A 16289-nucleotide genomic window follows, 5' to 3' on the forward strand; every position below is an offset into this window, starting at 1 on the left:
GTGCACCACACCACCGTCGCGCTGATCGAGCTCGGCGCGATCTTTTTCGGTCTGGGTGTGTTGGGGCGGGTGGCGTGGAAGATCGGCATCTCGCCGATCCCGTTCTACCTGCTCGGCGGGCTGGCGTTCGGCAGCGGCGGGCTCATCCCGCTCGAAGGCATCGACGAGTTCACCACGCTGGCCAGCGAGATCGGCGTGATCCTGCTGCTCCTGCTGCTGGGGTTGGAGTACTCCGCGGCCGAGCTGGTGACCGGGATGAGACGGTCCTGGGTCGCCGGGCTGCTCGACATCGTGTTGAACGCCGCGCCGGGCGCGGTCGTGGCGATCATGCTGGGCTGGGGGCCGGTCGGCGCGCTCGCGATGGCCGGCGTGACCTACATCTCGTCGTCCGGGATCATCGCGAAGGTACTCGGGGACCTCGGCCGGCTCGGCAACCGGGAAACCCCGGTCATCCTGTCGATCCTGGTGTTCGAGGACCTGGCGATGGCCATCTACCTGCCGATCCTGACCGCCGTGCTGGCCGGGGCGACGCTGCTGGGCGGGCTGACCGCGATCGGCATCTCGCTGGTCGTGGTGACGCTGGTGCTGGTCCTGGCGCTGCGGTTCGGCCGGTACGTCTCGGCCCTGGTGGACAGCCCGGACCCCGAGGTGTTCCTGCTGCGGGTGCTGGGAGCCGCGCTGCTGGTCGCGGGGGTCGCGCAGCAACTGCAGGTGTCGGCGGCGGTCGGCGCGTTCCTGCTGGGCATCGCGATCTCCGGGTCGACCGCGGAGAACGCGACCAGGATGCTGGAGCCGCTGCGGGACCTGTTCGCGGCCATGTTCTTCGTGGTGTTCGGGCTGAACACCGACCCGGCGACGATCCCGCCGGTGCTCGGCGCGGCCGTGCTGCTGGCCGTCGTGACGACGGCGACGAAGTTCGCCACCGGCTGGTGGGCGGCGAAACGGCAGGGCATCGCGCGGATGGGCCGGGCGCGGACCGGGGCGGCATTGGTGGCGCGCGGCGAGTTCTCCATCGTCATCGCCGGCCTCGCGGTCGGCGCGAACGCCGTCGATCCGCAGCTGGCGGCCCTGTCCACGGCGTACGTGCTGGTCATGGCCATCTTCGGCCCACTGGCCGCACGCCTGGTCGAGCCGGCGATGCGGCTGGCCTCCACCCGACTACGACGAACGGCCACCGCATGACCCACCTCCGGTCGACCGCGGACGCCTACGACGCCGTCGCCACGCTCTACGCCGGGATGGCCCGGGACGACCTGACCTCGCTGCCGCTGGACCGCGCCGCGTTCGCCGAGGCCGCCAGGTCCGCGCCCGGCCCGGTCGCCGAGCTGGGATGCGGCCCGGGGCCGGTGACCGCGCACCTGCGGGACCTGGGGCTCGACGTGTTCGGCGTCGACCTGTCGCAGTCGATGATCGACCTGGCTCGCGCCGCCTACCCGGACCTGCGGTTCGCGGTCGGTTCGATGGACGCGCTGGACCTGGCCGACGGCACGCTGGGCGGGATCGTGTCCTGGTACTCGGTCATCCACGCCCCGCCGGAGGACGTGCCGGCGTACTTCGCCGAGTTCCGCCGGGTGCTCGCGGCCGGCGGTCACCTGCTGGTCGCGTTCTTCGAGTCGGCGGACGGGCGGGTCGCGGCGTTCGACCACAAGGTCACGACGGCGTACCGGTGGCCGATCGACGAGCTGGCGGGCCTGGCGGGCGACGCGGGGTTCACCGAGGTCGGCCGGGTGCTGCGGGAGCCGCTGGCCGACGAGCGGCCGTTGCGCCGGGGCCACCTGCTGATGCGGGCCTAGAGGCGCGCGAGGAGCAGACCGCTGCGGGGCTTCGGGGTGAAGTAGGTGCTCTTGCGGGGCATCCGCCGGCCGGCCGCGTGCACGGCCTTGACGTCGGCGAGCGGGACCGGGGCCAGGTGGAGCACCGCGTCGGCGTCGGTGGGTGGCCGGCGGCCGGCGGGGAGCGGGTGGACGTGCGGGCCCTCCGGGTCGAGGCCGAGGGCGTCGCGGAGCAGGGTCTCCTCGACGACGGCGTGGTCCTGACCGGTGCGCGGGAGCCGGACCGTGAACGTCCCGTGTGGGGTGTGCACGACGGTGCTGCCGTGGGCCGGTTCGGCGTCGGTGACGGCGTCGGTGTCGGTGACGGGCAGGCCGGCGCGGCGCCACGCCTCGGTGAGGGTGGCGGCGGTGTGGCCGGTGCCGGTGAGGACGCGGTGGAACGCGCCGATCCGCAGGTCGGGGCCGGCGGTGACCAGGGCGAGGAGTCCGGTGAGGCCCGCGGTGGCCGCGGCGGCGACGCGGTGGTTCCCGTCGGCGACCATCAGCGGGTGCGTGGACGCCTCGGCGAGCACGCCGTCGCCGTCGGGCAACAACCACAGGCGGTGTCGCCGGCCCGCGCTGTCGATCGTCGACACGACGGGGTCCTGTCCGGCCACGGCGGTGCGGACGGCACCGGTGAGGGTGTCGCGTTCGCCGACCGGAACCAGCATGGCGGCGCTGGTGGCGTGACCGAGCCCGGCGAGCACCTCGGCGCGCTCGGCGACGATCTCCGGGTACACCTGTTCGCCGTGCCGCACCCGTTCCAGCCCTTCGGCGTCGACGGCGGCGGGGTCGACCATGCACAGCACCCCGACGGCCGTCCCGTCCGGGCCGTCCACCTCGTACGGCGCGACGACGTTCCGCACCGGCCGGTAGGCGGTGCGAAGCAGGACCGAGAGGGTGGCGCGCGCGGTCGGCAGCGCGTCGAGCAGGCCGAGGCCGCGGGCCATGGCGGCCGGGGTGCGGTGCGGGTGCTGGACGGCGAGCAGGGTGTCGGTGTGCCGGCGGCGGAGCGCGTCGACGATCCGGGCGGGCTCGGCGAACTCGTCCACGTCCGGGCCGGGTACCTCGTCGCGCACCACCCAGCCGTCCGCGATCGGCCGGATCCAGCCGTCGGTCACAGATCGACGGCCGCGAACAGGGAGCCGACCTCGGGGCGGGTGAGCGCCCGCAGCGAGCCGGGCCGCTGGTTGCCGAGCCGCACGTCGGCGATCTGGGTGCGGACGAGCTTGCGCACCGGGTGCCCGACCTCGGCGAGCAGCCGGCGCACGATGTGGTTGCGGCCCTCGTGCAGCACGACCTCGACGAGCGTGCGGCCGCCGCTGGAGTCGACGACCTTGAACCCGTCGACGGTGACCGGACCGTCCTCGAGCTCGACGCCGTCGCGGAGCGTGCGGCCGAGGGTGCGCGCGATCGGGCCCTGCACCTCGGCGAGGTAGGTCTTGAGCACCACGAACGACGGGTGGGTCAGCCGGTGCGCGAGCTCGCCGTCGTTGGTGAGCAGCAGCAGGCCCTCGGTGTCCGCGTCGAGCCGCCCGACGTGGAACAGCCGGTCCTTCCGGTCCCGCACGTAGTCCCCGACGCACGGGCGGCCCCGGTCGTCGGACATCGTGGTGTGCACGCCCTTCGGCTTGTTGAACGCGAGGTGCACGAGGTCGCCGCGAACGACGACCCGGACCCCGTCGACGTGGATCACCGCGTTGTCCGGATCGACGCGCCGGCCGAACTCGGTGACGACCTTGCCGTCCACGCTGACCCGGCCCTGCGCGATGAGCTCCTCGGACGCCCGGCGGGACGCGACCCCGGCCTGGGCGAGGACCTTCTGCAGGCGGACGCCTTCCTCAGATGTCATCAATGGAGTCGACCTCCGGGAGCAGGGGCGCGATCGGAGGCAGGTCGTCGAGGGAGGACAGCCCGAGGCGCTCGAGGAACAGTTCGGTGGTGCGGTAGAGGAAGCCGCCGGTCTCGGTGTCGGTGCCGGTCTCCTCGACCAGCCCGCGGGCGAGCAGGGTGCGGATGACTCCGTCGCAGTTGACCCCGCGGACGGCGGCGACGCGGGCTCGGGTGACGGGCTGCCGGTAGGCGATGACGGCGAGGGTCTCGAGCGCGGCGCGGGTGAGCTTGGCGCGCTGACCGCCGAGGAGGAGCTTCTCGACGTGTGGGGCGTAGCGGTCGCGGGTGTAGTAGCGCCACCCGCCGCCGGCGTGCCGGAGGTCGAAGCCGCGTTCGTGCTCGGTGTAGGCGTCGGCCATGCGCTGAAGGACGTCGTTGACACGGGCGACCGCGGTGCCGGTGGCGTCGGCGAGCGCCTCGGCCTCCACCGGCGAGTCGACGGTGAGCAGCAGGGCCTCGAGGATGCACTCGAGCTCGGTGTCGGTCAGCTCGGGCAGCTCGTCGACGGCCTCGTCCACGGGGGCCGTCGGCGGGTCGGCGTCCGCGGGAGCGGGGTTGTCGTCGCCGGTCGGCCGCTCGTCGGGCGGCTCGGTCTCAGCGGGCGCGTCGGCTACGGCGGACGGGTCGGCGTCAGCTGGTGCGGCGTCCTCGCCGGCGGTCAGCGCCTCGCCGGACGGCTCTACCTCGGTAGGCGGGTCGGCATCCGCGGGCAGATCAGCGACGGCCTCCCCGGACGGCTCCACCTCAGTAGGCGGGTCGGCATCCGCGGGCAGGTCAGCGGCGGCCTCCCCGGACGGCTCCACCTCAGTAGGCGGGTCGGCATCCGCGGGCAGGTCAGCGGCGGCCTCCCCGGACGGCTCCACCTCAGTAGCCGGGTCGGCATCCGCGGGCAGGTCGGCGGCGGTCGATGCGGCGGCCTCATCGGAAGGGGACTCGGTCTCAGCGGGCGGATCAGCGTCGTCCGGCACCTCGGTGGGGGGATCGGTTGCCGCCTCGACCGGGTCGGGGGTGGTTGGGGGTTCGTGCTGGTCTCGCGGGGTCACCCGTACTCCTCCTCGTCGCCCGGGGTGGGCGTGGCGGCGGCCTCGGCGTCCTCGATGCTGCCGCCGGTCCAGCGCACGTGCAGTTCCGCGAGCGCCTCCTCCTGCTGGAAGAGGACCACGTCCTCCTTGTACAGGTCCAGCAGCGCCAGGAACCGCGCCACCACCTCGATGCTGTGCTCGCAGTCGGCCACCAGCTCCGCGAAGGTCGCTCCGCCGGCCGACGCCAGCCGCACCCGCAGCACCGCGGCGTGCTCGCGCACCGACACCTTCCCCATGTGCAGGTGGTCGATCGACACGGTCGGCGGCGGCTTGGGGCGGAACACGGCGGCGGCGATCTCGGCGAACCGCTGCGCGCTCACGCCGAGCATGACCTCCGGCAGCAGCGACGAGAACCTGTCCTCCAGCGCCACCGACCTCGGGTACCGCCGCAGCGCGCCGGCCTCCAGCTCGGCGAACAGCGCGGCCACCTGCTTGTACGCCCGATACTGCAGCAGCCGCGCGAACAGCAGGTCGCGCGCCTCCAGCAGCGCCAGGTCGTCCTCGTCCTCAACGTCGCCGGTCGGCAGCAGGCGGGCCGCCTTCAGGTCGAGGAGGGTCGCCGCGACCACCAGGAACTCGGTGGTCTCGTCGAGGTTCCAGTTCTCCCCCGCCTGCCGCAGGTGGGCGATGAAGTCGTCGGTCACCTGGTGCAGCGCGACCTCGGTCACGTCCAGCTCGTGCTGCGAGATGAGCTGCAGCAGCAGGTCGAACGGGCCCTCGAAGTTGGAGAGCCGCACGGTGAACCGCGCGTCGGGCACGGAATCGATCAACGAACGCTACTTCCCGGTGTCGTTGCGCAGCCGCCGCACCAGCACCGAGTCCTCGCCGCGTTCGTCCAGGTCGGCGAGGACCACCGCGATGGCCTCGCGCACCACGCGGCCGCGGTCGACGGCCAGACCGTGGGTGGCCCGCAGCGCGAGGCGGGCGTGTTCGAGGGCGAGCAGCTCCTCGTCCGACACGTACACCGTGATCTTCGAGGTGTGCTTCTGCCTGGGCGAACCCCGGCGGGGTGAGGCGTGGGCGACCGGCCAGGTGTCGTCGCCGCGCTGGCTGGTCGGCCGGAACAGCTCCGCGGCACCGGGCAGTGGGGCGCGACGGCTCACCTGGCCATCGCCACTTCTCGGGAGATGACCTCGCGGGCGAGCTGCCGGTAGGCCTTCGCGCCGGCCGACCGCGGCGCCCACACGGTGATCGGCGCGCCGGCCACGGTGGTCTCCGGGAACCGGACGGTCCGGTTGATCACGGTGTCGAAGACGATGTCGTCGAACCGCTCGACCACGCGGGCGATGACCTCACGGGAGTGCAGGGTGCGCGGGTCGAACATGGTGGCCAGGATGCCGGTGATCTCGAGCTTCGGGTTCAGCCGCTCGCGCACCTTCTCGATGGTGTCGATGAGCAGGGCGACACCGCGCAGGCTGAAGAACTCGCACTCGAGCGGGATCAGCACCCCGTCGGCGGCGGCGAGCGCGTTGACCGTGAGCAGGCCGAGCGACGGCTGGCAGTCGATGAGGATGTAGTCGTACTGGTCGATCACCGGGCGCAGCGCGCGCACGAGCGTGTGCTCCCGCCCGACCTCGGCGACGAGCTGGACCTCGGCCGCGGACAGGTCGATGTTGCTCGGCAGCAGGTCCATGTTGTCGACACCGGTGCGGATGACGGCGTCGGTGGCGCTGGCGGAACGCTCGATGATGACGTTGTAGATGGTGCGTTCGAGCTGGTGGGCGGGGATGCCGAGGCCGACCGACAGCGCGCCCTGCGGGTCGAAGTCGACGATCAGCACCCGGCGGCCGAACTCGGTGAGCGCCGCGCCGAGGTTTATCGTCGAGGTGGTCTTGCCCACCCCACCCTTCTGGTTGCACAGGGCGAGTACCTTGGCCGGGCCGTGGCCGTTGAGCAGCGGTGGCTCCGGAATGTGCCGCTTGGGTCGCCCGGTCGGGCCCAACGAGCCGTTGGGGCTGTCGTCGAGCGCCTCGTCCTCGTCGGAAGCCGCTCGTGGGGCGAGGCTGAGCTCCCGTTCCGAGGGATGCATTGTCGACATAACGACCTAGCTCCTTGTCGTCCGCACTGTCCGCCGCAGCTTAGAGATCGCGCCGCGTGACCGGCAAAGAGGCTCGCCGTGGGGGCGGCTACTCTCCCGCCATGCCGGTTCACCAGCTCCGCCTCGTCGTCACCGCCGCCGACTTCGACGAGGCCGTGCATTTCTACCGTGACGCGCTGGGGCTGCCCGAACGGGATGCCGTGCAACCGCCGAGCGGACGGGTCATGATCCTCGACGCCGGGCAGGCGACGCTGGAGATCGCCGAGCCGTCGACGGCCGAGTACATCGACGAGGTCGAGGTCGGTCGCCGGGTGGCGGGTCACATTCGAGTCGCTTTCCAGGTCGATGACGTGGAGACCAGCACCGCGGCGCTGGCGGAGGCGGGTGGCGCTGTCCTGGCGACTCCGCGTCCGACCCCGTTCGGCTCGACCAACGCGCGCCTCGACGGCCCCGCCGGCCTGCAGCTGACCCTCTTCGAGCTGACCTGACCGGGCCCAGTCCATAAGGTGTAGGGGCTGGTCACGCGGGCGACGAGGCTCGTTCACCCGAGCGGTCATGCCAGCGGGCCGTGGTTCACCCGTCAACCCAGGGCTCTCGGGTGGGCGGTGGCGTAGACCTCGCGCAGCGTGTTGACCGTGACCAGGGTGTAGATCTGCGTGGTGGTCACCGACGCGTGCCCGAGGAGTTCCTGCACCACCCGCACGTCGGCGCCCCCCTCCAGCAGGTGCGTCGCGAACGAGTGTCGCAGCGTGTGCGGGGACACCGACGCCGCGATCCCGGCCCGCTCGGCGGCGACCTTCAGCGTCTGCCACGCGCTCTGCCGCGACAGCCGTCCGCCGCGCACGTTCAGGAACACCGCGGGTGTGCCGCGGCCCCTCGTGGCCAGGCCGGGACGGGCGCGCACCAGATACGCGTCCAGCGCGTCCAGCGCGGGCCGGCCGATCGGTACCAGCCGCTGCTTGCCGCCCTTGCCGTCCAGCAGCACCGTGCGCTCGCGGGCGTCGACGTCGTCCAGGTCGAGGCCGACCGCCTCCGAGATGCGGGCGCCGGTCGAGTACAGCACCTCCAGCAGCGCCCTGTCCCGCAGCGGGCCCGCCCCGTCCGGCGGCGGGGTGTCCAGCAGGCGCAGCACGTCGGCCACCGGCAGGGCCTTGGGCAGCCGCCGCGGCGTCGTGGGTGGGCGGACGTCGCGCGCGGGATCCAGCTCGACCAGGCCCTCGCGGACCGCGAACTTGTGCAGGCCGCGCACGGCGACCAGCGCGCGGGCGGCCGACGACGCGGCCAGCGGCGGGTGCTCGGCGTCGCCCTCGCGGAGTACGGCCAGGAACGCCGACACGTGTGCCTCGGTCACCTCGGCCAGCGACGACACGCCGGACTCCGTCAGGTGCTCGGTGTAGCGGCGCAGGTCGCGGGTGTAGCCGTCGAGGGTGTTGGGCGCGGTGCCGCGTTCGACGGCGAGGTGGTCGAGATAGCTGATCACGACGTCGACCATGGGATCCAGGGTATTCGCGTGCGGGTCGCGAACGACGGAACCGCGTGGGTGTGGCGCGTATCGTGGATCTCGTGGAGGAACCGGTCGGCAGCGACGAGCTCCGGATCGGCACGGCCGAGCGGGAGTCGGCCGTGCGGCTGCTCGGCGAGCACTTCGCCGAGGGCAGGCTCCAGGTCGAGGAGTACGAGGAGCGGGTCGGGCTCGCGCTCGACGCCAAGACCCGCGCCGACCTGCGGCCACTGTTCGCCGACCTACCCGCGCCAAGTCCGCCGTTCATGGTGCCGCCGGTGCGGCGGGACGAGCCGCTGCCGGCGTTCCGGCCGGTCGCGCCGTCACCCGTGGAGTACTCCGACCGGAGCCGGATCGCGGCCGGGGTACTGCAGATCCTGCTGCCGTTCGGCATCGGCCGGTTCTACACCGGGCACACCGGCACGGCGCTGGCGCAGCTGTTCACGGCGATCTTCTTCGTGGGCGTGGTCTGGAGTTTCGTCGACGGGGTCATCCTGATCGCCAAGGGTGGCGAGGATCGGTACGGGCGGCCGCTGCGCGACTGAACGTCAGAGGAACCCGCGGAGGAGCGCGGCGGTGCCGTCCAGGTGTTCGTCCATGGCCGCACGGGCGGCGGGGGCGTCGCCGGAGAGAATGGCCTCGACGATCAGGCGGTGCTGCTCGTCGGAGTGCTCGATGTTCGCTCCGATCAGCGGGATCGCGTCGAGCAGTTCGTTGACGCCGGTACGCACGTCGGCGACGGCCGAGGTGAGCGACGCCGACCCGGTGACCTCGGCGATCGCCAGGTGCAGCCGCGAGTCGCGCCGCCGGTACTCGGCTTCCTCCCCCGGCGCGACGTCCGTGGCGTCGGTGAGCCGCACTCGCAGGTGCTGGCGGTCGGCCGGGCTCAGCGACCGCGCGGCCGCCGCCTCGGCGGCACCGGATTCCAGCACCCGGCGCAGGGTCAGCACGTCCTCGAGTTCCACGCCGGACGGCGCCGCGCCGCGCCGGGGGCGGGGCAGGCCGGGCAGGTCCTCCGCCACGAACGTGCCGCCGTAGCGGCCCCGCCGCGATTCGACGTAACCGGCGTCGGCGACCGCGCGGATCGCCTCGCGCAGGGTCACCCGGCTCACCCCGAGCCGCGCGGCCAGCTCCCGTTCGGCGGGCAGCCGCTCCCCCGGCGCGGCGACGCCGAGCCGGATCGCCTGCAGCAGCCGCTCGACGGTCTCCTCGAACGCGTTGCGGGTGCGAACCGGCCGGAACACCGCCGCGGCCGCGTCCCGTCGACCGTGCGCGGGCACTAGATCGGGGTGACGTACGCGCCGGAGATCCCGCCGTCCACCAGGAACGTCGACGCGGTGATGAACGACGCGTCGTCGCTGGCCAGGAACGCGGTGGCGGCGGCGATCTCCTCGGCCTCGGCGAACCGGCCCATCGGCACGTGCACGAGCCGGCGCTCGGCCCGCTCGGGGTCGGCGGCGAACAGTTCGCGCAGCAGCGGCGTGTTCACCGGGCCGGGGCACAGCGCGTTGACCCGGATGCCCTCGCGCGCGAACTGCACGCCGAGCTCCCGGCTCATCGCGAGCACCCCGCCCTTCGACGCCGAGTAGGAGATCTGCGAGGTCGCCGCGCCCATCACGGCCACGAACGACGCCGTGTTGACGATCGAACCCTTGCCCTGCCGGCGCATGTGCGGCAGCACGTGCTTGCAGCACAGGTACACCGAGGTCAGGTTGACCCGCTGCACGGTCTCCCACGCCTCGATGCCGGTCTCCAGGATCGAGTCGTCCTCCGGCGGGGAGATGCCGGCGTTGTTGAACGCGATGTCGACGCTGCCGTGGGTGTCCACGACGCGCTGGAACATCGCCTCGACGGCGGCCTCGTCGGTGACGTCGCAGGTGATCGCGTCGCCGTCGACCTCCTTGGCCAGCGTCTCGATCGCCTCGGTGTTCAGGTCGACGCCCACCACGAGGGCGCCCTCCTCGGCGAACCGCCGCGCGGTGGCGAGTCCGATGCCGCTGGCCGCCCCGGTGATGACGGCGACCCTGCCCTCCAGTCGGTTCACTGGTCCCCCTCGGTGGAGATGAAGACGTTCTTGGTGTCGGTGAACGCGTCCAGCGCGTCCGGGCCGAGTTCGCGGCCGAGCCCGGACTGCTTCATGCCGCCGAACGGCGTCCAGTACCGCACCGACGAGTGCGAGTTGACCGACAGGTTGCCGGCCTCCACCCCGCGCGCGACCCGCATGGCGCGGCCGACGTCGCCGGTCCAGATCGAGCCGGACAGGCCGTACTCGGTGTCGTTGGCCATCCGCAGCGCGTCGGCCTCGTCGTCGAACGGCTGCACGGTGACGACCGGGCCGAACACCTCCTCGACGACGACCCGGTCGGTCGGGGTGCGCGGCAGGACGACGGTCGGCGGGTACCAGAAGCCGGGTCCGTCCGGCGCACTGCCCCGGAAGGCGACGTCACCGTCCACGTAGGACGCCACGGAATCGCGCTGGGCCGAGGAGATCAGCGGTCCCATCTCGGTCCGCTCGTGCGCCGGGTCGCCGACGACGACGCCCCGCACGGCCGGTTCGAGCAGTTCCAGGAACCGGTCGAACACGTTGCGCTGCACGAGGATTCTCGACCGGGCGCAGCAGTCCTGGCCGGCGTTGTCGAACACCCCGTACGGCGCGGTCGCCGCGGCCCGCTCCAGGTCGGCGTCGGCGAAGACGATGTTGGCGTTCTTGCCGCCCAGTTCCAGGGTCACCCGCTTCACCTGCGCGGCGCAGCCCGCCATGATCCGCCGGCCGACCTCGGTGGAGCCGGTGAACACGACCTTGCGCACCAACGGGTTGTCCACGAACCGCTGCCCGACGACGGACCCCTTGCCAGGCACGACCTGGAACACGCCGTCGGGCAGACCCGCCTCGCGAGCCAGTTCGCCGAGCCGGATCGCGGTCAGCGGGGTCAGTTCGGCGGGCTTGAGCACGACGGTGTTGCCGGCGGCGAGCGCGGGCGCGAACCCCCAGCCGGCGATCGGCATCGGGAAGTTCCACGGCACGATCACGCCGACCACGCCGAGCGGCTCGGCGAACGTGACGTTCACCCCGCCGGGCACCGGGATCTGCCGGCCGAACAGGCGTTCCGGGGCGGCCGCGTAGTAGTGCAGGACGTCGCGGACGTTGCCGGCCTCCCAGCGGGCGTTGCCGATGGTGTGCCCGGAGTTGGCGACCTCCAGCGCGGCCAGGTTGTCCACGTCGGCGTCGACGGCGTCGGCGAAGCGGCGCAGCAGCCGGGCGCGGTCACCCGGCGCGACCGCCCGCCAGGCCGGCAGCGCGCGGTGCGCCCGTTCGATCGCCGCGTCCGCGTCGGCCGCTGACGCGGACGGCACGGTCGTGACCACCTGCTCGGTGGCCGGGTTGATCACATCGGTCATCGGTTCGCCTCCCCTACCAGCGCCCGGAACAGGCGCCGATCCACTCCGTCCTCCTCGGGATGCCACTGCACACCGGCGACGAACGCCGCCCCGGGCAGCTCGACGCCTTCCACGGTCCCGTCGTCCGCGTGCGCGACCGGAACGAGCCCGGCACCGAGCCGGTCGATCGCCTGGTGGTGGTGGCAGTGCACCTCGATCCGCTCCCCCACGATCCCGCCGAGCCTGCTGCCGGGCGTGACCTTCACCGGGACCCGGCCGAACGCGCCGGGCGCCGGCTGGTGGTCGGTGTTGCCGACCTGGTCGGGCAGGTGCTGGTGCAGGGTGCCGCCGAGCACCGCGTTCAGCAGCTGCATCCCCCGGCACACGCCGAGCAGCGGCACACCCGCGCGCAGCGCCAGCTCGATCAGCGTCCACTCGGAACGGTCCCGGTCCGCGCGTGCCGGCCCGGTCTCCGGCGCGCGCTCGGCGCCGTACCGCTCGGGGCCGACGTCCGCGCCACCGGCGATGATCAGACCGTCCACACGGGACAGCTGAGCCTCGGTCCAGTCGCCGACCGGGGGCAGCAGGACCGGCATGCCGCCGGCGTGCACAACCCCGTCGAGGTAGCCCTGTGGCAGGACCGCGGCCGGGGTGTCCCAGACCCCGAACCGGGTGCGTTCCAGGTAGCAGCTGATGCCGATGAGCGGGCTAGAGGCGTTCAAACCCACGGATCCGCTCCCAGTCGGTGACCGCCACGTCGAACGCGGCCAGCTCCACGCGCGCGTTGTTCAGGTAGTGGTCGACCACGTCGTCGCCGAACGCGGCCCGGGCGACTTCGCTCGCGGCCAGCAGCTCGGCGGCGTCCCGCAGCGTCGCCGGCACCGTCGGCTTGTCGGTGGTGTAGGCGTTCCCGGTCAGCTCGGGCTCCAGCGGCAGCTCGTGCTCGATGCCGTGCAGCCCGGCCGCGACCAGCGCCGCCACGCCCAGGTAGGGGTTCATGTCGCCGCCCGGCACCCGGTTCTCCACCCGCAGCGACTCGCCGTGGCCGACCACCCGCAGCGCGCAGGTGCGGTTGTCCACGCCCCACGCGACCACCGTCGGCGCGAAGCTGCCCGGCTGGAAACGCTTGTAGGAGTTGATGTTCGGCGCGAAGAAGTAGGTCAGCTCGCGCAGCAGCGCCTGTTGCCCGGCGAGGAAGTGCTCCATCAGCGGGGAGAACCCGTGCGGCCCGTCGCCGGCGAGCACGGCCGAGCCGTCGGTGCCGCGCAGCGAGATGTGCACGTGGCAGGAGTTGCCCTCCAGCTCGTTGTACTTCGCCATGAACGTCAGGCTCTTGCCGTGCCGCGCGGCGATCTCCTTGGCACCGGTCTTGTAGATGCTGTGGTTGTCGCACGTGGTCAGCGCGGTGTCGTAGCGGAACGCGATCTCGTGCTGGCCGGGGTTGCACTCCCCCTTCGCCGACTCCACGTACATCCCGGCGCCCGCCATGCCGTTGCGGATGTCGCGCAGCAGCGGCTCGACGCGACCGGTGCCGATCATCGAGTAGTCCACGTTGTACTGGTTGGCCGGGGTGAGGTCGCGGTAGGCGGCGTTCCAGGCCTGCTCGTAGGAGTCGTCGAACACGATGAACTCGAGCTCGGTGCCAACGTGGGCGACCAGGCCGCGCTCGGCCAGCCGGTCGAGCTGGCGGCGCAGGATCTGCCGGGGCGACGCGGGCACCGGCCCGCCCTCGACCCACTCGACGTCGGCGAGCACCAGCGCGGTGCCGGGGTGCCACGGGACGAGCCGGAGCGTGTCCAGGTCGGGACGCATGACGAAGTCGCCGTAGCCGCGCTCCCAGGACGACATCGCGTAGCCGTCGACGGTGTTCATGTCGACGTCGACGGCGAGCAGGTAGTTGCAGGTCTCGGTGGCGTGCGCGACGACCTCGTCGAGGAAGTAGCGGGCGGCGCAGCGCTTGCCCTGCAGGCGGCCCTGCATGTCGGTGATGGCCACCAGGACGGTGTCGACGGTGCCGTCGTCCACCAGGCCGCGCAGCTGGTCGAGGGTGAGCATGCCGTCCCGTCGTGCCATCCGCGTCCTCCAAAGGTTTGGTCCTGGCCCATTGCACACGCGCAACGGGAACGTGTCAATCGGTGCGGTCTTGACAGATGGAGGTGAACAGGATCACCCTCGACGAGGCTCAAAGGACCGTTGGTGGCCCATTAGGGAGCGTGCCGATGTCGACACCGCAGCACCGCGAGGGCGTGGAGTACCAGACAGTCGGGGCGAGCTACCTGGAGCAGCGGCAGCTGCGCAGAGGCGCGGCGGGCTGGGTCCTGCTGGCCGGGCTCGGTGTCGCGTACGTGATCTCCGGCGACTTCGCCGGCTGGAATTTCGGACTCGCCGAGGGCGGCTGGGGCGGTCTGCTGATCGCCACGGTGCTGATGGCGGTCATGTACACGTGCATGGTGTTCGGCCTGGCGGAGATGGCCTCGGCGATGCCGGTGGCCGGCGCTGGCTACGGCTTCGCGCGCCGCGCGCTCGGACCCACCGGCGGTTTCGCGACCGGCACGGCGATCCTGATCGAGTACTCGATCGCGCCGGCCGCGATCTCGGTGTTCATCGGCGGGTACGTGGAGTCGCTCGGCCTGTTCGGGCTGACCAGCGGCTGGCCGGTGTTCCTGGTGTGCTACCTGATCTTCATCGGCGTGCACCTGTGGGGGGTCGGCGAGGCGCTGCGGGTGATGTTCGTGATCACCGGGATCGCGGTGGTCGCGCTGGTGGTGTTCGTGGTCGGCATGATCGGCAAGTTCGACCCGGACAACCTGTTCGACATCGCGCCGACCGACGCGGCCGGGGCGAGCACGTTCCTGCCCTTCGGCGTGGCCGGGGTACTGGCCGCGTTCGTGTACGGCATCTGGTTCTTCCTGGCGGTGGAGGGCGTTCCGCTGGCCGCGGAGGAGGCGTCCGAGCCGCGCCGGGACCTGCCACGCGGGATCATCGCCGCGATGGGCCTGCTGCTGGTGTTCGCGGCGCTGATGCTGGTGGTGGCGCCGGGCGCGGCCGGCTCGTCGACGATCGCCGAGTCGGACAACCCGCTGCCGGACGCGATCCGGGCGGCGTACGGCGGGGACAACTTCCTGGCCCAGTTCGTGAACTACGTCGGCCTGGCGGGGCTGGTGGCGAGCTTCTTCTCGATCATGTACGCGTACTCGCGGCAGCTGTTCGCGCTGTCCAGGGCGGGGTACCTGCCGCGCTGGATGTCGGTGACGGGCCGGCGCAAGACCCCGTACCTGGCGCTGATCGTGCCCGGCACGGTCGGCTTCGTCCTGGCCACGGCGACCATGGACGGCGCGCTGCTGATCAACATCGCCGTGTTCGGGGCGACGGTGTCGTACGTGCTGCTGAACCTGTCGCACATCGTGCTGCGGGTGCGCGAGCCAGGCCTGGAGCGCCCGTACCGCACGCCGGGCGGTGTCGTGACCACCGGCATCGCGACCGCACTCGCGGTGGCCGCGGTGATCGCGACGTTCTTCGTCGACGAACTCGCCGCCGCGATCACCGCCGGCATCCTGCTGGTGGCGCTGGCGTACTTCTTCCTCTACAGCCGCCACCGCCTGGTCGCGAACGCCCCGGAGGAGGAGTTCGCCGCCATCCGCCGCGCCGAGTCCGAGCTGGCGGACTGACCGTTCAGGAGGTGGTAGCCGGCGTCGCCGCGTCCGGGGTCGACCCAGACAGGCCGGGTACCCGGCCTACGCGGAGCGGTGACCACCATGGCGTTCCGACCGAGGGTGACACCGGTGTGAGGCGTTGAGCCCGGCTGCCTCACGTAAGCGGATCGCCGCCATCGCGGAGGAGCTGGCGTGACCGACAACGAGTTCGTCTGGCGCAAGTCCAGCTACAGCGACGAGAACGGCGAGTGTGTGGAGGCCGCGCTGCTCGACGGTCGCTTCGCGGTGCGCGACAGCAAGGCGCCCGACGCGGGCACGATGTCGGTCGGCCGCGACGGGATGGCGGCGTTGTTGAGCAGCGTCAAGACGGCCGGGCGCACTAGCCGGCACCACTAGGCCGAGCCGAGGTCGTCGCCGGGTCCGGCCACGCGCACGGCGACTCGATCACGATCAGTGGAGTGCTGCGGTTGTCGCCGTAGACGCGCATCGTCAGGTGGTAGTCGTCCCCAGACGTGGCGACCCGAACAGTGCGGTCCTTGTTGTCGTAGTGGAGATCGTCGATCAGGTGATAACCCAGGCTTGTCCAGGTATCCCTGAGATCGTCGATCATCCGCGAGTAGCGAGCCGGATCCACACCCGCGACGAAGTAGCGCGCCGCGACGAACACCTGGCCGGTTCGCTCGTTGCCGTCGGCGGTATGGCAGTTCACCGTGCCGATCCTCGGAGTGACAAGCCGTGAACCCGGTGGAAGTTGGCTGGCGACCAGCTTGGTGTAGTCGTCCACCCTTGTCGTCGCCTGTTGTTGGGTGAGGTCGTTCAGCACAGCGGTCTCCTTCGGCCGGTCGTTGGACGGCGCCTTCCCGGCAAGGTTGGCGACCACCGCAACCACGGCGAGCACCGCGAGCACCGCGGCGCACGCGACCAGCACCTTGA

19 protein-coding genes are annotated in these 16289 nt (G+C 72.1%); 6 read left to right on the forward strand and 13 right to left on the reverse strand.

The features are described from left to right. Positions 1-1182: a cation:proton antiporter gene (locus JT362_RS31480; RefSeq protein ID WP_260195517.1), complete on the forward strand. Its 1182-nt coding sequence runs from the start codon at positions 1-3 to the stop codon at positions 1180-1182. Further along, entirely contained in the window at positions 1179-1793 is a 615-nt protein-coding gene (locus tag JT362_RS31485) for a class I SAM-dependent methyltransferase (RefSeq protein WP_260195518.1), read from the forward strand. Before JT362_RS31480 ends, JT362_RS31485 begins: the two co-directional genes overlap by 4 nt. Here the strand turns inward: JT362_RS31485 and JT362_RS31490 are convergent. The 6 genes from JT362_RS31490 to JT362_RS31515 form a co-directional block, all read right to left on the reverse strand. Next, positions 1790-2932 (reverse strand): DUF1015 family protein, encoded by a 1143-nt coding sequence (locus tag JT362_RS31490; RefSeq protein ID WP_260195519.1) that lies wholly within the window; start codon positions 2930-2932, stop codon positions 1790-1792. The two genes, JT362_RS31485 and JT362_RS31490, sit on opposite strands and share 4 nt — an antisense overlap. Further along, positions 2929-3663, reverse strand: a complete 735-nt coding sequence (locus tag JT362_RS31495) for a pseudouridine synthase (protein ID WP_260195520.1) — start codon at positions 3661-3663, stop codon at positions 2929-2931. The genes JT362_RS31490 and JT362_RS31495 overlap by 4 nt, the downstream gene beginning before the upstream one ends. After that, on the reverse strand, positions 3653-4567 hold the full coding sequence (scpB, locus tag JT362_RS31500) for an SMC-Scp complex subunit ScpB (protein WP_375546586.1): 915 nt from the start codon (positions 4565-4567) through the stop codon (positions 3653-3655). The genes JT362_RS31495 and scpB overlap by 11 nt, the downstream gene beginning before the upstream one ends. Before the next feature lie 176 nt (positions 4568-4743). Further along, the gene (locus JT362_RS31505) at positions 4744-5556 is read right to left on the reverse strand and encodes a segregation and condensation protein A (protein ID WP_260195521.1); all 813 of its coding nucleotides are present in this window, start codon (positions 5554-5556) and stop codon (positions 4744-4746) included. Positions 5557-5562: 6 nt separating this feature from the next. Continuing rightward, positions 5563-5889 carry a hypothetical protein gene (locus JT362_RS31510; protein ID WP_260195522.1) on the reverse strand — a complete coding sequence of 109 codons (327 nt, stop codon included), beginning with the start codon at positions 5887-5889 and terminating at the stop codon, positions 5563-5565. After that, entirely contained in the window at positions 5886-6824 is a 939-nt protein-coding gene (locus JT362_RS31515; protein ID WP_260195523.1) for a ParA family protein, read from the reverse strand. The genes JT362_RS31510 and JT362_RS31515 overlap by 4 nt, the downstream gene beginning before the upstream one ends. A 101-nt stretch (positions 6825-6925) precedes the next feature. Here JT362_RS31515 and JT362_RS31520 point away from each other — a divergent pair, with 101 nt between their 5' ends. Next, positions 6926-7312 (forward strand): VOC family protein, encoded by a 387-nt coding sequence (locus JT362_RS31520; protein ID WP_260195524.1) that lies wholly within the window; start codon positions 6926-6928, stop codon positions 7310-7312. Positions 7313-7404: 92 nt separating this feature from the next. Here JT362_RS31520 and xerD read toward each other — a convergent pair whose 3' ends face one another. Beyond that, complete coding sequence (gene xerD, locus JT362_RS31525) at positions 7405-8316, reverse strand: site-specific tyrosine recombinase XerD (RefSeq protein ID WP_260195525.1); 912 nt, start codon at positions 8314-8316, stop codon at positions 7405-7407. A gap of 71 nt (positions 8317-8387) precedes the next feature. Between xerD and JT362_RS31530 the strand changes: the two genes are divergently transcribed. Further along, entirely contained in the window at positions 8388-8870 is a 483-nt protein-coding gene (locus JT362_RS31530; RefSeq protein WP_260195526.1) for a DUF1707 domain-containing protein, read from the forward strand. Between the two features lie 3 nt (positions 8871-8873). Here the strand turns inward: JT362_RS31530 and JT362_RS31535 are convergent, their stop codons facing one another. From JT362_RS31535 to JT362_RS31555, 5 genes are read right to left on the reverse strand one after another with little or no spacing between them, the layout of a single operon-like run. Further along, positions 8874-9605 (reverse strand): FadR/GntR family transcriptional regulator, encoded by a 732-nt coding sequence (locus JT362_RS31535; protein WP_260195527.1) that lies wholly within the window; start codon positions 9603-9605, stop codon positions 8874-8876. Beyond that, positions 9605-10369 (reverse strand): 3-oxoacyl-ACP reductase, encoded by a 765-nt coding sequence (locus JT362_RS31540; RefSeq protein WP_260195528.1) that lies wholly within the window; start codon positions 10367-10369, stop codon positions 9605-9607. The genes JT362_RS31535 and JT362_RS31540 overlap by 1 nt, the downstream gene beginning before the upstream one ends. Next, positions 10366-11724, reverse strand: a complete 1359-nt coding sequence (locus tag JT362_RS31545) for an aldehyde dehydrogenase family protein (protein ID WP_260195529.1) — start codon at positions 11722-11724, stop codon at positions 10366-10368. Before JT362_RS31545 ends, JT362_RS31540 begins: the two co-directional genes overlap by 4 nt. After that, on the reverse strand, positions 11721-12431 hold the full coding sequence (locus JT362_RS31550) for a gamma-glutamyl-gamma-aminobutyrate hydrolase family protein (RefSeq protein ID WP_260195530.1): 711 nt from the start codon (positions 12429-12431) through the stop codon (positions 11721-11723). The genes JT362_RS31545 and JT362_RS31550 overlap by 4 nt, the downstream gene beginning before the upstream one ends. Then, positions 12412-13776: a glutamine synthetase family protein gene (locus JT362_RS31555; RefSeq protein ID WP_260195531.1), complete on the reverse strand. Its 1365-nt coding sequence runs from the start codon at positions 13774-13776 to the stop codon at positions 12412-12414. The genes JT362_RS31550 and JT362_RS31555 overlap by 20 nt, the downstream gene beginning before the upstream one ends. 146 nt (positions 13777-13922) lie before the next feature. Between JT362_RS31555 and eat the strand changes: the two genes are divergently transcribed. Together eat and JT362_RS31565 are read left to right on the forward strand one after the other, a co-directional pair. Continuing rightward, positions 13923-15371, forward strand: a complete 1449-nt coding sequence (gene eat / locus JT362_RS31560; protein WP_260195532.1) for an ethanolamine permease — start codon at positions 13923-13925, stop codon at positions 15369-15371. Positions 15372-15548: 177 nt separating this feature from the next. Next, positions 15549-15752: a DUF397 domain-containing protein gene (locus tag JT362_RS31565; protein WP_260195533.1), complete on the forward strand. Its 204-nt coding sequence runs from the start codon at positions 15549-15551 to the stop codon at positions 15750-15752. On the opposite strand, the gene JT362_RS31570 is transcribed toward JT362_RS31565, so the two are convergent. Beyond that, the gene (locus tag JT362_RS31570) at positions 15736-16284 is read right to left on the reverse strand and encodes a hypothetical protein (RefSeq protein ID WP_260195534.1); all 549 of its coding nucleotides are present in this window, start codon (positions 16282-16284) and stop codon (positions 15736-15738) included. The two genes, JT362_RS31565 and JT362_RS31570, sit on opposite strands and share 17 nt — an antisense overlap. Positions 16285-16289: the final 5 nt, after the last annotated feature.

The organism is Actinophytocola gossypii (genome assembly GCF_025165815.1).
Lineage (GTDB): Bacteria > Actinomycetota > Actinomycetes > Mycobacteriales > Pseudonocardiaceae > Actinophytocola > Actinophytocola gossypii.

What these genes read in the sequence shown, in the direction of transcription:
- JT362_RS31485 (WP_260195518.1), top strand. Translation starts at nt 1,179, where the DNA reads ATGACCCACCTCCGGTCGACCGCGGACGCCTACGACGCCGTCGCCACG.
- JT362_RS31495 (WP_260195520.1), bottom strand. Translation starts at nt 3,663, where the DNA reads ATGACATCTGAGGAAGGCGTCCGCCTGCAGAAGGTCCTCGCCCAGGCC.
- JT362_RS31515 (WP_260195523.1), bottom strand. Translation starts at nt 6,824, where the DNA reads ATGTCGACAATGCATCCCTCGGAACGGGAGCTCAGCCTCGCCCCACGA.
- JT362_RS31520 (WP_260195524.1), top strand. Translation starts at nt 6,926, where the DNA reads ATGCCGGTTCACCAGCTCCGCCTCGTCGTCACCGCCGCCGACTTCGAC.
- xerD (WP_260195525.1), bottom strand. Translation starts at nt 8,316, where the DNA reads ATGGTCGACGTCGTGATCAGCTATCTCGACCACCTCGCCGTCGAACGC.
- JT362_RS31545 (WP_260195529.1), bottom strand. Translation starts at nt 11,724, where the DNA reads ATGACCGATGTGATCAACCCGGCCACCGAGCAGGTGGTCACGACCGTG.
- JT362_RS31555 (WP_260195531.1), bottom strand. Translation starts at nt 13,776, where the DNA reads ATGGCACGACGGGACGGCATGCTCACCCTCGACCAGCTGCGCGGCCTG.
- eat (WP_260195532.1), top strand. Translation starts at nt 13,923, where the DNA reads ATGTCGACACCGCAGCACCGCGAGGGCGTGGAGTACCAGACAGTCGGG.